The organism is Ruegeria sp. CH11 (genome assembly GCF_056537105.1).
The window spans coordinates 259,883-274,970 of record NZ_JBQFQX010000004.1 but is presented as its reverse complement, the minus strand read 5'-3'; the positions used below and the strand labels follow the sequence as shown (position 1 = coordinate 274,970).

The 15,088-nt window shown below is 59.7% G+C and carries 15 protein-coding genes; 3 read left to right on the top strand and 12 right to left on the bottom strand.

Annotation, left to right across the window (positions count from 1 at the left end):
- Positions 1–69 precede the first annotated feature (69 nt).
- Entirely contained in the window at positions 70–777 is a 708-nt protein-coding gene (locus ACR0LX_RS09185) for a hypothetical protein (protein ID WP_480783430.1), read from the top strand.
- Positions 778–832: 55 nt separating this feature from the next.
- Here ACR0LX_RS09185 and ACR0LX_RS09180 read toward each other — a convergent pair whose 3' ends face one another.
- Positions 833–1,222, bottom strand: coding sequence for a DUF3307 domain-containing protein (locus ACR0LX_RS09180; protein WP_480571725.1), 390 nt, complete (start codon positions 1,220–1,222; stop codon positions 833–835).
- A 214-nt stretch (positions 1,223–1,436) separates the two neighbouring features.
- Between ACR0LX_RS09180 and ACR0LX_RS09175 the strand changes: the two genes are divergently transcribed.
- Entirely contained in the window at positions 1,437–4,433 is a 2,997-nt protein-coding gene (locus ACR0LX_RS09175; RefSeq protein ID WP_480783539.1) for an ABC transporter transmembrane domain-containing protein, read from the top strand.
- A gap of 27 nt (positions 4,434–4,460) precedes the next feature.
- Here the strand turns inward: ACR0LX_RS09175 and ACR0LX_RS09170 are convergent, their stop codons facing one another.
- The 8 genes from ACR0LX_RS09170 to ACR0LX_RS09135 all read right to left on the bottom strand — a co-directional run bounded on the left by ACR0LX_RS09170 (position 4,461) and on the right by ACR0LX_RS09135 (position 12,234).
- Positions 4,461–5,693, bottom strand: a complete 1,233-nt coding sequence (locus tag ACR0LX_RS09170; RefSeq protein WP_480783429.1) for a mandelate racemase/muconate lactonizing enzyme family protein — start codon at positions 5,691–5,693, stop codon at positions 4,461–4,463.
- Positions 5,694–5,714: 21 nt separating this feature from the next.
- Positions 5,715–6,809: a zinc-binding dehydrogenase gene (locus tag ACR0LX_RS09165; RefSeq protein WP_480783428.1), complete on the bottom strand. Its 1,095-nt coding sequence runs from the start codon at positions 6,807–6,809 to the stop codon at positions 5,715–5,717.
- 81 nt (positions 6,810–6,890) lie between these two features.
- Complete coding sequence (locus tag ACR0LX_RS09160; RefSeq protein ID WP_480783427.1) at positions 6,891–8,090, bottom strand: TCR/Tet family MFS transporter; 1,200 nt, start codon at positions 8,088–8,090, stop codon at positions 6,891–6,893.
- 84 nt (positions 8,091–8,174) lie between these two features.
- Positions 8,175–8,888 (bottom strand): alpha/beta fold hydrolase, encoded by a 714-nt coding sequence (locus ACR0LX_RS09155; RefSeq protein WP_480783426.1) that lies wholly within the window; start codon positions 8,886–8,888, stop codon positions 8,175–8,177.
- Between the two features lie 11 nt (positions 8,889–8,899).
- Positions 8,900–9,688, bottom strand: coding sequence for a 3-oxoadipate enol-lactonase (pcaD, locus tag ACR0LX_RS09150; RefSeq protein WP_480783425.1), 789 nt, complete (start codon positions 9,686–9,688; stop codon positions 8,900–8,902).
- A 61-nt stretch (positions 9,689–9,749) separates the two neighbouring features.
- A complete protein-coding gene (locus ACR0LX_RS09145) occupies positions 9,750–10,724 on the bottom strand; it encodes a threonine ammonia-lyase (RefSeq protein WP_480783424.1) in 975 nt (324 codons plus the stop codon).
- Entirely contained in the window at positions 10,721–11,548 is an 828-nt protein-coding gene (locus ACR0LX_RS09140) for an alpha/beta fold hydrolase (protein WP_480783423.1), read from the bottom strand. Before ACR0LX_RS09140 ends, ACR0LX_RS09145 begins: the two co-directional genes overlap by 4 nt.
- Complete coding sequence (locus ACR0LX_RS09135) at positions 11,548–12,234, bottom strand: haloacid dehalogenase type II (RefSeq protein ID WP_480783422.1); 687 nt, start codon at positions 12,232–12,234, stop codon at positions 11,548–11,550. Before ACR0LX_RS09135 ends, ACR0LX_RS09140 begins: the two co-directional genes overlap by 1 nt.
- 124 nt (positions 12,235–12,358) lie before the next feature.
- On the opposite strand from ACR0LX_RS09135, the gene ACR0LX_RS09130 reads away from it, so the two are divergent.
- A complete protein-coding gene (locus ACR0LX_RS09130) occupies positions 12,359–12,787 on the top strand; it encodes an FKBP-type peptidyl-prolyl cis-trans isomerase (RefSeq protein WP_480783421.1) in 429 nt (142 codons plus the stop codon).
- Between the two features lie 19 nt (positions 12,788–12,806).
- On the opposite strand, the gene ACR0LX_RS09125 is transcribed toward ACR0LX_RS09130, so the two are convergent.
- Genes ACR0LX_RS09125 through fabB form a run of 3 tightly spaced genes read right to left on the bottom strand, consistent with a single transcriptional unit; the run spans position 12,807 to position 15,087 of the window.
- On the bottom strand, positions 12,807–13,001 hold the full coding sequence (locus ACR0LX_RS09125) for a hypothetical protein (protein WP_480571755.1): 195 nt from the start codon (positions 12,999–13,001) through the stop codon (positions 12,807–12,809).
- 59 nt (positions 13,002–13,060) lie between these two features.
- Positions 13,061–13,852: an enoyl-ACP reductase FabI gene (locus tag ACR0LX_RS09120; RefSeq protein WP_480571758.1), complete on the bottom strand. Its 792-nt coding sequence runs from the start codon at positions 13,850–13,852 to the stop codon at positions 13,061–13,063.
- 5 nt (positions 13,853–13,857) lie between these two features.
- On the bottom strand, positions 13,858–15,087 hold the full coding sequence (gene fabB / locus ACR0LX_RS09115) for a beta-ketoacyl-ACP synthase I (RefSeq protein ID WP_480783420.1): 1,230 nt from the start codon (positions 15,085–15,087) through the stop codon (positions 13,858–13,860).
- Between the last annotated feature and the right edge of the window lies 1 nt (position 15,088).

The following is a 15,088-nucleotide window of genomic DNA, read 5'->3' as shown; positions in this document are numbered from 1 at the left end:
ACACGGGGCTAGGTTTGGGACGTACGTAAACCTGTGGTCTAAGCGATGGAACCAAACCGGCACCATGTCATGATACTCGGCAGTGCGCCTGATGCGCTGCGCGCGCGCCATTGGTCGCGCAAAGGGTTTACGCATATCGTGGCAATCAACAACGCATGGCGGATCAGGCCGGATTGGGACTTTCTGATCCACCCCGAGGACTTTCCGGTTGAAAACCGACCGAAGGCTTTGAACAGCCGCCAGCGCATCGTCACAGCGCAGGACTATGTGCCGATTCAGAACACCTTTGGTGGATTTGTCTACGCGGGCGGAACCATGGCATTCACTGCGGGGTACTGGGCTTTGGCTGCGTTGAAACCAGCGGTGGTTGCCTATCTTGGCTGCGATATGGTTTATCCGCAATCCGGCAAATCGCATTTCTACGGCAGGGGTGCTGCCGATCCGTTGCGTCGCGATGTGACCTTGCGCTCGCTTTCAGCGAAATCGGCGCGTCTGGCGCTGTTCGGCGCGGCGCAGCGTTGCCGTATTGTTCGCCTGTCTTCCGCAGAAAGCCGCCTGATCTTTCCTTCGGTCTCGCGTGGCTGCGAGGGCGAGGTGCCGTTGCCCTATCCAAAAGGGATGGGCGCGGTTCTGAAACGCGAGGCCAAGTTGGGGTACTTTGAGCCGACAGGACGCTATTGGGACAAGCAACACGAATACGACCCCGCGAAGATCGATGCATTGGACCAGCTATGGCTGGAAACCTACAAGACGTCGTGCACTGACCGGGTAGATTGAGCCAGCCATAGATTCAACAACGTTCAAGCGACAGCTTCGTTTGTCACTCTTTTTCTCAGGCCGCAAATGCCGCCCAGGCCCAAACCATGGCTATGTATGTCAGGTTATGCATCAGCTGATCCAGGCCCGCCGCACGCCAGAACCCGGCTTGGTCGGGTTTGAGGTTTTTCTTGTCCGAATAGGCGGCCTTGGCAAAGTCGATGTGGAAGTGAATGATCCATTCTAGCGCGGCAATGATCAGGATGAATTCTACCGGGGCGCGGAACAGCGCGAAAATAATGACCGATCCCACCACATGCACCGCTGCATGTTGCGCCCGTCCGATGTGAAAATAAGTGCTACGCCCCGAAAGCATCTTGGGCGTCTGCAGATAAAAGTCGGCAAACATGTGCTTGATCTGCAAAAGACAGAGCAGCAGCAATACTGTGCCTAGCGTCGCAGGCAAATGAACCCTCCCGATATCGTCCTGAGACGAACACTAGGCGGTAAATCCGCTGTGCGCAAATGAACTAGTTCACACAAGGCGAAATTGATGCAATTCGCAAATTCATTTGCGTCTATGGTTCGGATTGCGGTACTTTCGGACGGGCGTATTTTTGCCAAAATCAAGGGTTTGATCGGCGATTCATTAACCGGGGGCGGGTTTTATCGAGCGGACGATTTTTCAGTTTATCTGGAAATACTCCAAACGCGACCAGTTGATTCTACTGGCCGTGACGGCGACTCTGTTCCCTCTGCTCTATCTGACGCTGGAACTGCCCAAGCGGATTATCAATGACGCCATTGGCGCGTCCAGCTCAATTGTCGATGTCTGGGGCTTCAGTCTGCCGCAGACAACGTTCCTGATGATCCTGTGTTTTGGCTTTCTGCTGGCGGTGCTGGCGCACGGCCTGATGAAAATGCGCATCAACACCATGAAAGGTGTGCTGAGCGAACGGATGCTGCGCCGCTTTCGTTACCAGTTGATCAGCCGCGCGCTGAGGTTCCCGCAACCGTATTTCGAGCGTGTCAGCCAAGGTGAAATGGTCTCGATGGTCACGGCGGAAAGCGAACCCATGGGCGGGCTGATGGGGGATGCGATTAGCCAGCCGGTGCTGCAGGCGGGTCAGATGATCACCATCCTGTCCTTCCTGTTTCTGCAAAGCGTTTGGTTCGGGCTGGCAGCCGTCGCGCTGATTCCGTTGCAGGCGTGGCTGATCCCGAAATTGCAGCGCCAGATCAACTTGTTGAACAAGAAGCGCATACAAGAGGTTCGCATTCTGGCCGCGCAGATTGGCGAGAACGCAGCCGGTGCCGCGACCTTGCGCGCCAATGGTGGCTGGCGTTATCGCCGGGCAAAGATCTCGGATCAACTGGGCCGTTTGTACGGCATCCGGTTCGAGATCTATCAGAAAAAGTTCTTTATGAAGTTCATCAACAACTTCATCTCGCAACTGACGCCATTCATGTTCTATCTGGTCGGCGGCCTGCTGGTTCTGCAGGGCTCGGTTTCGCTGGGGGCGCTGGTGGCCGCGTTGGCGGCGTACAAGGACCTGAGCTCGCCGTGGAAGGAATTGCTCACCTACTACAATCAGACGCAGGACATGTCTTTGCGCTGGAACGTGGTGATCGAGCGGTTCGCACCATCGGGAATGACCGACGAGACGCTGTTCGAAGGTGATCCCGAATCCCAACCGCATCTGAGCGGAGACATCGTGCTGAATCAGGTTTCGGTGCGGGACATTGACGGCAACCAGGTTCTGGACGACCTGGACCTGACATTCCCGGCAGGCAAGACGATCGGCATCGCCGCGCCCTCGGAAGAGGATCGCCGCGCCGTAGCCGAATTGTTGACGCGGGAGATTCTGCCAAGCTCGGGCCGGGTCGAGGTCGGGGGGCAGAACCTGGCGTCTCTGCACCAGGGCGTCGTGGCAGCACGTATCGGCCATGCCACCTCGCGGCCGGTTATGTTCCAGGGTACGCTGGGCGAAAACGTCATGATGCCCATGCGGTACAAACCGGTGACTTCACCCGATACGACAGCGGATTTTGCCGAGACCTTGCGCGCCGGGAACAGTAGCGATCCGTTCAACGCCGATTGGCTGGACCCGTCTCTGGCCGGATTGGACAGCGCCGGCGATCTGCGTGACTGGTGGCTCAAACTGATCGACGGCATGGGCTCGGGCACTGCGCTTTATCGCCGGGGTGCCGAACAGGTATTTGATGAGGGTACGCACGCGGAACTGGCGCAAAAGCTTGTCGAATTGCGCCCAACCGTTCAGCAGGCCATTCGGCGTGCCAAGCTGGATCAGCAAGCGCTGATCTTTGATCGCGAGGTCTATAACCCGGCGCTGCCGGTTGTTGAGAATCTGTTGTTTGCGACACCACGAGTTCCTGTCACGCAGGAATTGCTGGCCCAGCAAACAGTGTTCCTCGGTCAATTGCGCGAACTGGGTCTGGACGAGACCCTTATCGCTCTGACGCGCGATGTGATCGATATGCTGCGCCAGATCTTTGGACTGGACGGGACCGATCATCCCCTGTTCCGCAAGCTGGGCCTTGAGGCACAGACTTACGAAGCGGCGGTTGAACTTGTTGAACGGACCCGGCAGGAGGGCGGGCAGGGGCTGGATGACGAACAACTTGCCAATTTGCTGGCAGTGCCCTTCGTGATCTCGGCCGAGCAGATCGGCCCCGCCTTTAGCGATGAGTTGAAAAACCGCATCCTCGAATTGCGCGCCAGTCATTCGGACAAACTGATGCAGCTGTTGCATGATGTGTTTGTTCCACTGGATGCAGCCAAATTCGCGCCGGGCCTGACGGTGATGGAGAACGCGTTGTTCGGAAAAGTCAGCCAGATAGGCGGCGCACGGTCGGACGAGGTGCGCAAACTTATCGTCGATGTATTGGCCGAGAACGGCGCGCGACCTTTGGTGGTGGAATTGATCTATGACATCCCGGTGGCGCTGGGTGGTCAGAATTTGCCGGCCGTCTTTGCCGAACCGCTGGCGTTCACGCGGGCGACAATCAAGAAGCCCGACATCCTGATACTGGAAAACGCGCTGGCCAGTTATGACATGCAGACGCAGGTTGCGGTGTACAAGAACCTGCGTCAGTTGTTGCCGGATACAACTGTCATCTACCTCAACGATCAGTTCGAAAGCCCTGATGTATTCGACATGTATGTCGAAATCCGGCAAGGTCGGGTGGTTACAGACGAAGGGCCTGCCGACGTGGAAGAAGACAGCGCTGCCTCAGCCGACCTTGCGCGCAAGCTGCGTGCGCTGGAACAGACGCCGCTATTTTCCGGGCTGGATCGACGGCAGCTGCGCCTGCTGGCCTTTGGTGCGCGCTGGTTCGAGGCGTCGGCCGGGCAGGTCATTTTCCTGAAAGACGATCAACCCACTGATGGTGCCTATGTGGTGCTTGAGGGCGAAGCGGGATTGTACCTTCCACAGCCGGACGGGCCGGACAAGCTGATCCTAGCGGTGGGGCCTGGCGCGTTGGTCGGCGAGCTTGGCTTGATCCGCAAAGAACCGCGCGCGCTTAGCATGGTGGCCGAGACCGATCTGTCCTGTCTGCGCATTGGTGAGGAAGAGTTTATGGCCGTGGTCGAAAACGACGCTGCAACCGCATTCAAACTGTTGCAGGTCATTGCGGGATACGTCTCCAACTAGCGTTGAGCTGTCTGACTTACCCGTGCGTCAGCTGTCAGTTGCCGGGGCACCGCCCTGAAAGGCGTTGCCGTCGGCATAGTCGCAAGGACCCTCCTGCATCTGCAGGTGCAGCCCGTCACCCGTATACGGATGCGCACGGGCCAGCGCCTCGTCGACATCGATCCCCAGACCCGCGGTCGTAGGAGGTGCGACAAAACCATCCTCAACCCGGATGGTCCCCTTGATCAACTGATCGTGGAACGGTGTTTCGATACTCTCCAGCAGCAACAGGTTCGGGATCGAGGCGGCAAGGTGGATATTGGCGGCCCACTCAACCGGCCCCGCATACAGATGCGGTGCCATTTGGGCGTTAAACACCTCGGCCATGGCAGCGACTTTCTTCATCTCCCAGATCCCACCTGCGCGACCCAGCGCCGGTTGCAGGATTTCCGCTGCTCCTGCGCGCAGCACGGCACCGAATTCGGCCTTGGTTGTCATGCGCTCTCCCGTGGCCACGGGGATACGTACGTTGCGGGCGACACGCGCCATATCTTCGATCATGTCAGGCGGCGTGGGCTCTTCGAACCAAAGCGGCGAATAGGGTTCCAGCGCCTGCCCAAGACGAATTGCGCCTGCGGTGTTGAATTGCCCATGGGTCCCAAACAGCAGGTCGGCCTTGTCGCCCACCGCCTCGCGAATGGCTTTGCAAAAGGCCACGGACTGAGAGATATCGCTCATCGCGGGCATATGGCCGCCACGGATCGTATAGGGGCCTGCCGGGTCGAACTTGACCGCTGTGTATCCGCGTTTGACCATTTCGGCGGCGCATTCTGCGGCCTGTTCCGGTGAGGTCCAGAAATCGGTCAGATTATGCTGGGGCAGGGGATAGAGGTAGGTATAGGCCCGGATGCGGTCGTTCATGCGCCCGCCAAGCAGAGCATGAACAGGCCGGTCGCGATCCTTGCCCAGAATGTCCCAGCAAGCGATCTCGAGCCCAGAAAAAGCACCCATCACGGTCAAATCTGGGCGCTGGGTGAAACCGCTGGAATAGGCGCGGCGGAACATCAGCTCGATGTTTTCGGGATTTTCCCCAGCCATGTGTCGTTCGAACACATCACGGATCACATGCTGCATCGCATCCGGGCCGATGGACGACGCATAGCATTCGCCCCATCCGGTGATCCCGGTGTCGGTCGTCACCTTGACCAATATCCAATACCGCCCGCCCCAGCCCGGTGCGGGTGGTGCCGTGACGATGATGTCGAGGTCTTGCAGCTTCATCGATGTCTCTTTCTAGGGCGGTCAACCCTTGTCGAACAGGATCACATTGCGCTTGGCCGAGCCGGTCTTGGTGTCTTCGATGGCGTCGTTGATCTGGCTCAGCAACCACCGGCCCGAGATCAGTTCGTCCAGCTTCAACCGCCCCTGTTCATACAGGTCGATCATCCACGGAATGTCCCGCTGAATGACCACATCGCCCATCTTGGATCCGATCAGGCCCTGGCCGATGGCGGCCAGGATGACCGGCTCGTAGGTCGCCTGAGCACCGGAATGCGGCATTCCGATCATGACAGCCTTGCCGCCACGTGCCAGATAGCGTGGTGCCTGATCATAGGCGGCAATTGCGCCGACAGTTATCAGGACCGCATCCGCCCCCCGGCCTCCCAATGCTTTGTAGGCCGCTTTCCAAGGTTGATCGAGGGTTCCCAGAACCCCATGAGTCGCGCCGAACTCCTTTGCGATCTCAAGTTTTTCTTCTGACATGTCGACGGCGACGACACGGCGGGCCCCTGCAATACGCGCACCCTGAATGGCGTTGAGCCCGACCCCGCCCGCACCGATCACGACGACGTCCTGGCCGGGGCGTAGGGCGGCGGCGTTCACTGCGGCACCGACCCCGGTTATGACGCCGCAGGACAGCAGGCTGGCGATGTCTTTGGGCATGCTTGGCGGGATTTTGACGATCTGACGGTGGCTGACCACGACCTTTTCGGCAAAGGCCCCACAGGCCATGGCCTGTTCCAGCGGCCCGCCATCCGCCGTGCGCAATGGCCCTTTGACCGTGTCATAGGGGGTCTCGCAAATCGTCGGCTTGCCGCTGGCGCAGGACGGGCACGAGCCGCAGGCGCGGATCAGGGTCACGACAACTGTATCGCCGATCTTGAAGTCGCCGACACCATCCCCGACATCGGTGATAACACCCGCTGCCTCGTGACCGTACACGGCTGGCAGAAACCCACCCCACGCACCGCTGGCAAAGGTGATGTCGGAATGGCAGATGGCCACGGCGCCCAGTTCAACCTCGACCTCGCCCATTCCGGGAGGCGCGAGCAGGACGTCTTCGATCACCAGTGGCGCGCCAAACGCGCGGCAGACGGCTGCTTTGATGGTTTGCATGTTGTTCCCCGTTCCCCGTTTTGGCCACGGTGGACTGTCGGATTGCCGCCTGCAAGGCAGAATCCGCCAAAGATGTGTCGCTTACAGCGTCTCGGGCGCGGGCCGCAGAAAAAGCGCAAAGCCCGCCATCATCAACACCAGCGCCAGCAGGAACGGCGCGCCGGGCAGGTAGAACGGCGCATCGTTTCGTATGAACTGGGCAAACACGTTGGTCATGACCAAAGGAGAGATGATCATCGCAAGCGCGTGCAGCGCGGCCAATACGCCCTGCAACTCTCCTTGCTGCGAATCCGGCGTCGCTTTGGACATCATCGCCTGCAATGCAGGTGTGACCACGGCACCCAACGCGGTGATCGGGATTAGCAGCATCGCAATCGTTCCATTTGTCAGAAACGCCAGAATAAGAAAGCTTCCGATCTCGAACCCCATGCCCCAGATGATGGTTTTGCGCTCACCCAAATGGCGCGTCGCTGGGCGAATGAGCCCTCCCTGTACGGCTGCCATGCCCAGACCATAGACGGCCAGCGACAGGCCGATCATCTGCGGCGACCAGCCAAAGCGTTCCAGCGTGAAATAGGACCAGATCGCAGGGTAAACGTAGATGGATACGGAATAGAGGAAATACACCCATAGCAAAGGCCGAATGCCCGGAAGCGCCGCTATGGCTTGCAAAGAGCCTGCCGGGTTGGCCCGACGCCAATGAAACGGACGCCGCGTCTCATCCGTCACGGTCTCGGGCATGACCAGAAACCCGATCAGACACCCAAAGGCCGACAGCCCCGCCGCCGCCCAGAATGGTGCACGTGTTCCAAACTCGCTCAGTACGCCGCCCATCAGCGGCCCCAGAACAAAACCGACGCCAAAAGCCGCGCCCAACAGGCCGAAATTCGCGGCCTTCTCACTGGGTTTCGAGACGTCTGCCATAAAAGCCGCTGCGGTCGAGTGGGTCGCGGCGGTGATCCCGCCGACAATGCGACCTGCCAGCAGCAGCCAGATGCTGCCCGCAACGGCCATCACCACGTAATCCAACGCCATGACAAACAAAGACACCAACAGAACGGTCCGGCGGCCATAGGCGTCTGACAGATTGCCCAGTACCGGCCCAAACAGAAACTGCATGGCTGCGAAGGCGGTGCTCAGCACGCCGCCCCAGATCGCGGCGTTTGCCAGCGTGCCGCCCTGAACCTCGACAATCAGTTGCGGCATGATCGGCAAGACCAGACCAATGCCCATCGCATCGATCATCACGGTACCGAGAACAAACAGAAAAGGCAGACGCATAAGGGACCAATGGTTCGGATTTGTCCGGCACCCTAGCGGCGGCGTCGGCACCTGAAAAGAGGGCTGTCGCCGCCTGACGTGAGATCACATCTGCTGTGCCGCTTTGTCCAAAAGTTCTGCCAAGGCTCTCGGTTGCGAGAAGAAGGGCGAATGAGAGCTATCAATGGTCAGGCGCAAGTGCGGGCTTGCGCATTGGCTCATCTCGGCCTGGTACTCGGTTGGAACAATCCGGTCGTCGGTGGCGCGGATATAGGCCTTTGGAAGTTGCTCAAAACAGTCGCCGACAGGCAACGCGGTATCTTGCGGCCTGATCGCCTGCGGACACATGCGGGCCAGAGCATATGAGACGATCTCGGACGGGCAATCGTGATAGAGCAGATCGTGAACCCGGTCTGGTAGGATGCTGTATGAGGTGCCGTCGGCGGATTTTTCCAGCGCGTCATCAAGCAGCTGGCGCGGCCCGCGCTTTCGCATCTCGATCAGGGATTGCCCGGCGGCGGGGACATAGGCGCAGACATAGATCAGGCCGCGCATCGCTGTTGGATCAGCTTCGGCTGCGGCGCTGATCGGGTATCCGCCCCAGGAATGCCCCACAAGAATGGTTTCCGGCGTCGAGGCATTCAGCACAGCATCCCGGCACATCTCAAGCGTGACGTTGCCAGCCGGTGTCGGGTCTGACCCGTGGCTGGGCAAGTCGATCGCGCGGGCGGTATGTCCCAGGGCAACCAGTTCGGGCAGCAGGTCCCGCCAACACCAGGCGCCGTGCCATGATCCATGAACCAACAAAAAATCTGCCACCGTGGGCTCCTTCAAATATGTCCGATCCGGGTCAGGAAATCGGTAAGAATATCGGCGTATTCGGCGGGGCGCTCGACACAGGGCAAATGGCCTGATTTTCGGATCAGCCGGAACTCCGATCCGGGGATAAGGTCAATGGTTTCACGCACCAGATCCGGGGGTGTCGAGCCGTCCTCGCTGCCGGCGATGCCCAGTGTTGGCAGGCGTAACCCGCTGGTGGGCGTATAGAAATCCGTGCCAGAGATCGCGGCGCAACACCCCAGATAGCCGTCCACAGGTTGTCGGACCATCATGTTGCGCCACAGGGCCACGTCAGGGGTTGCGCGAAAAGCGCGGGAAAACCAGCGCTCCATCGTTGCGTCGGCCAACGCCTCGATCCCGCCCCGTTTGACCGCGGATATACGTTCTTGCCAGATCGGTGGCGTGCCGATTTTGGCCGCTGTATTCGACAGGACCAGCGCGCGAACCTGATCCATCCGCTTGACCGCAAGCCCCTGCGCGATCATCCCGCCGATCGACAGGCCGACAAAAACGCAATCCCGGACATCAAGATGGTCCAGCAACCTTTCAGCGTCCCGCACCAAAGTGCCCATGGAATATGGCGCAGGTGGTTGCGATGACAGCCCGTGGCCGCGCTTGTCGTACCGGATGATCCGCAACCCTTTGGGTAGATGCGGCAGGATCGGGTCCCAAAGGCGCAGGTCAGTGCCCAGCGAGTTTGCCAGTACCACCGGCGCACCGCTGGGGTCGCCATCGATCCGGTAATGCAGCCGGACATCCCCGAGTTCGGCAATATTCATCTTTCTGTCCTGTCCGTGAGCCAGACGTTTGTGCGGATATTGCACCGCCGATATGGGGTTGTCAGGTCAGGAATTCCAACGCTTGCGCAAAAATCTGCGGATCGGTGTTGCCCCCCGATGCAACCACGATGACCGTGTCGCCGTTGATCTGGTCCTGGCGGAACAGGGCCGAGGCAAGCGATACCGCCCCACCGGGCTCCAGCACGATTTTCAGGCGCAGAAACGCCAGTGCCATGGCACGCAGGGCTTCTTGCTCGGTCACCGCAAACCCCGAGCCGCACAAACGCTTGAGGATCGGGAACGTGATGTCGCCGGGCTGAGGCGTCAGAATCGCATCACAAATATTGCCGGACGTGGCGGGGTTGCTCTGAATCTGCCCGCTCAGCAGCGACCGCCGGACATCATCAAAGCCATCGGGCTCGCACGGGCGGGGCCGCAATCCGGGCGCATGCCCCGCAAGCGCCAGCGAGATGCCCGCAGTCAGACCGCCGCCGCCGCAACAGATCAGAACATCCGCTTCGGTGACGCCCAGATCCTGCGTTTGCCGGGCCAGCTCGAGCCCGACAGTGCCCTGTCCGGCGATCACCTGCGGTTCGTCATATGGACGGATCAGGGTCAAGCCGCGCTCGGTTGCCAGCGCTTCGCCTATCGCTTCCCGGCTTTCGTTTGCGCGGTCGTATAGTACGACCTCGGCCCCCAAAGCCCGCGTGTTGTCGATCTTGAGCAGCGGTGCGTCCGAGGGCATCACGATGACCGACGCGATCCCGTGTCGCGCCGCTGCATAAGCAACGCCCTGCGCGTGGTTGCCCGAGGAATAGGCGATCACCCCGCGTCGGCGTACCGTTTCGTCCAGCGCAGAGATCGCTGACCATGCGCCACGAAACTTGAAACTGCCGGTGTGCTGAAGACATTCCGGTTTGACCAAGACGCGGCGGCCGGCGATTTCATCCAAAAACGGTGAGGACAGGAGAGGTGTCTCACGGACGTGTCCCTCAAGCCGTTTGGCGGCTGCCTCGATCAATTCCAGAGTACTCATGAGGCATCCAGTATTTTGCGAATAATGCTTAGCGCTTGCGGCTCGTCCAAGAAGGGTACGTGGCCGCGATCAGGCACTTCAGCTGAAATCAGGTCGGGATGACGCGCGCGCATCTGTTTGACAGTCTCGGCACTCAGCACATCCGAGTTCTCGCCCCGGATCACACCGGTCGGGATGCTGTGCAGGGCGTCGAACAGCGGCCAAAGGTCGGGTGCCGCGCCGTCTACGGCCTGTGCGATCAAAGCGTCGCGCAGCGCGCTGTCGTACCGCAGAGCCAGCCCTTCGCCGGTTTCCAGATACTGAAATTCCGCCTGACGCCGCCAGATATCTGTCGGCACCCCCGGAAACTGGGATTCCATGATCTGGCTCAGAAGTGCGGCGGCCTGATCATAGGTCTTTGCAGCGGGTTTCTTGCCCACGTAGTCCATGATCTTGGCGATGCCTGCGGGCTCGATCACCGGGCCAACATCATTCAGGATGACACCCGCAAGACGATTGGGTGAGGTCGCGGCAAGGGCCATTGCGATCAAACCGCCCCGGGACGTGCCGAGAATGGTTACTTTCTCAAGCCCCAGATGATCCAGCAGTTCGACAACGTCCTGTGCTTCGCGCGGCACGTTGTAGTTCATGAAATCCGGGTCGCGGTCCGATTGCCCGCGCCCGCGATAGTCCATCTTGATCAGGCGCAGATCACCCGCGTGCGGCGCGAAAAATGAAAAGTCCTGGCTGTTACGGGTCAGACCGGCAAGGCAGAGCAGCGGCGTACCAGAGCCGCTGTCTTCGAAGTAGATTCGCAAGCCGTCCGAGGTTTTGAAGAACGCCATCAAAGCCCTGCCAATTTGGGAATGTTCGTCAGGTCTTCCAACACATGCGCGGGTGTCCAGGGTAGCCTGTCCATGGGCTCGCCTGCACGATTGACCCAGACGGTGACAAACCCGTATCCGCTCGCACCTGCTGCGTCCCAACCGTTCGAGCTGACAAAAAGCACCTCGTCACGGGCGCAACCAAACCGCTGCTGAACAAGATCGTAGACGCGGGCATGGGGTTTGAAGACGCCAACGCTCTCAACGGACAGCACATCATCCAGAACGGCACCGATTCCCGCGGATTGCACCGCCCCGTCCAGCATCGGCGGCGAGCCGTTGGACAGGATCGCGGTCTGCATTCCACCCGCTTTCAGGGCAGCCAGCATATCGGGCACTTCGGGATAAGCTTGCAATTCCCAATACAGGTCCAGCAAGCGTTGCCTCAACCTGTCGTCGCCTTGTAGCCCGCTGGCCTCAAGCGCCCAGTCCAGACCGTCTTGGGTCACATCCCAGAAATCGGCGTGGGCATCGGCAACCGCGCGCAGCCAGGTGTATTGCAGTTGTTTCAAACGCCAATGATTTGCCAACTCGGGCCATTTGTTCTGCAGGGCTTCGAACCCGGGTTCGGCCGCGGCCTGACGGGCGGCAGCTGCAACGTCGAAAAGTGTGCCATAGGCGTCAAAGATGCAGGTTGTGATGGCCATCTGTTCCTCCGGTAATCGGGCGCAGGTTGACACAGGAGTTCAAGGGGTGAAAGAGCCCAGGCTTTACAATGTCGTGTCAGACCCTAGGTTTGGCCGTTCATCCCTTTTTAGGCCGGAGGCCCCCATGACCACGATCAAACAAGGCGACACCGTTCGCATTCACTACACCGGTACCTTGCTGGACGGTAAAGTCTTTGACAGTTCCGAGGGTCGAGACCCGCTGGAATTCGCGGTGGGATCGGGTCAGATCATTTCGGGCCTAGATGCGGCGCTGCCCGGCATGTCGGTCGGCGATAAGAAGCGGGTCGAAGTCCCTTGCGCCGAAGCATACGGTCCGATCAACCCAGGCGCGCGGCAACAAATCCCGCGCGAGGGCATTCCCGATGACATTCCGTTGGAACCCGGCTCGCAATTGCAGATGCAAACCCCTGACGGTCAGGCGGTGCCGGTCACCGTTGTCGAGGTGAGCGAAGCAACGGTGACGCTGGATGCAAATCACCCGTTGGCAGGTCAGGATCTGGTGTTCGACATCGAAATCGTGTCGATCAACTGAACGCCACTGGGGGCTGAGTCTAGTGATAGGGGCCGCGCTGCAGCAGCGATTCGATCGCCGAGACGACTTCTGGCTGTGTGAAGAACAGGAATGCGGTCAGTAGGGCGACAAGGGCAACCAGCAGCATTCGCGCACGACCGCCCCGCAGCCCGGATTTGTGGCGTGGGGCGGCGATGCGGCCATTGCTGGCCAGGATTTGTTCAACTTTGCTCATGATGCAATCCCTGCCGGGAAAAGATGGTCAAATCTTGACGTCGGCAGGGAAAGAAAAGGTCACATCGATTCGGGCTGTGGCATTCCCAGAATGTGATAGCCGCCATCGACGCGAATGATTTCGCCCGAGGTATACATGCCGGCATCCGACGTCAGGTAAACGGCGGTGCCGCCGACCGCCTCAAGCGTCGCATTCGAGCGCATCGGCGCGTTCTGGTCGCAGAACTTGTAGGTTTTGCGTGCGCCGCCAATGGCTGCACCGGCCAGCGTTTTCATCGGTCCGGGCGAGATCGCGTTGACGCGGATACCTTCGGGACCCAGGTCGTTGGCCAGATAGCGCGTCGCCGATTCCAGCGCCGCCTTGGCAACGCCCATAACGTTGTAGTTCGGAACGACTTTGTTCGAACCCTGATAGGTCAGCGTCAACAGGGTGCCGCCATTGTCCTGCATCAGCGGATAGGCGCGGCGGGCAACCTCGATGAAGGAATAGGCTGACACGTCCAGAGAGTGTTTGAAATTCGCCCGCGTGGTGTTCAGGAACCGGCCTGTCAGTTCGGATTTGTCCGAATACGCAATGGCGTGAACAACGAAGTCGATCGTCGGCCAGCGCGCGCCAAGCTCGTCAAAGGCACGATCCAGAGAGGCGTCGTCGGTGACATCCGCGTCGACCATAAAGTCGCTTCCGAGGCTCTGTGCCAAAGGCTCCAGCCGTTTTCCGAACGCTTCGCCCTGATAGGTGAACGCCAGTTCCGCGCCTGCTTCGTGCATCGCCTTGGCAATGCCCCACGCGATCGAGCGATCATTGGCCACGCCCATAATCAGGCCGCGTTTACCCTTGAGAAGTTCCGACATCACATTCACCCGTTATATTTCGACAGAATCATGGACCCGTTGGTGCCGCCAAAGCCGAAGCTGTTGGTCATGACACTGTCCAAGCCTGCATTTTCAACCACTTGAGTTGCAATTTCACCGGGCTGAATGCCTTCGGCAAGTGTGTCGACATTGATCGACGGAGTAATAAAATCGTTGTCCAGCATCAGCAGGCAGAAGATCGCCTCCAACGCGCCGGCTGCGCCCTGCGCGTGGCCGGTCATGGATTTCGTGGACGAGATAGGCGGCACGTTGCCTTCACCAAAAATGCGGCGAACGGCTTCGACCTCACCCACATCTCCGACCGGGGTCGATGTGCCGTGGGCGTTGACATAGCCGACTTTGCGACCTTCGGGCAGCGTGGACAATGCCAGACGCATCGCCCGCTCACCGCCTTCGCCGGATGGGGCCACCATGTCATGGCCATCCGACGTGGCGGCATAGCCTGTGACCTCGGCATAAATCTTGGCGCCGCGGGCCAAGGCGTGCTCCAACTCTTCCAGCACGACGATGCCGCCGCCGCCGGAGATCACAAATCCATCGCGGTTTTCATCGAACGCGCGCGAAGCTTTGTCGGGTGTGTCGTTATATTTGGACGACATCGCACCCATGGCGTCGAACAGGCAGGACAGGGTCCAGTCCAGTTCTTCACCGCCGCCTGCAAACATGACGTCCTGTTTGCCAAGCATGATCTGTTCAGCCGCGTTGCCGATGCAATGCAGCGACGTCGAGCAGGCCGAGGTGATCGAGTAGTTGATGCCTTTGATCTTGAACGCGGTCGCCAGATTCGCAGAAATCGTCGAACACATGCATTTCGGCACTGCAAACGGCCCGATCCGCTTGGTTGCGCCGGTTTTCAGCACGGTCTGATGCGCGGTCAGCATGGCGCTGGTCGAAGGACCGCCTGATCCGGCCACCAGTCCCGTGCGCGGGTTGACGACCTGATCCTCGGTCAGCCCGGAATCGGTAATTGCCTGGTTCATTGCGATATGCGCATAAGCCGCACCCGGTCCCATGAAACGCAGGGTGCGTTTGTCCACATGCTCGGCCACATCAATCTTGAGCGTTCCGGCGATCTGGCTGCGAAAGCCGTGTTCGACCATCTGCTCGTTGGCTTCGATGCCGGATTTGCCCGCTTTCAACGAGGTCAGAACCTCTTGGGCATTGTTGCCGATAGAGGAGACAATCCCCAGACCGGTGACAACTACTCGACGCATG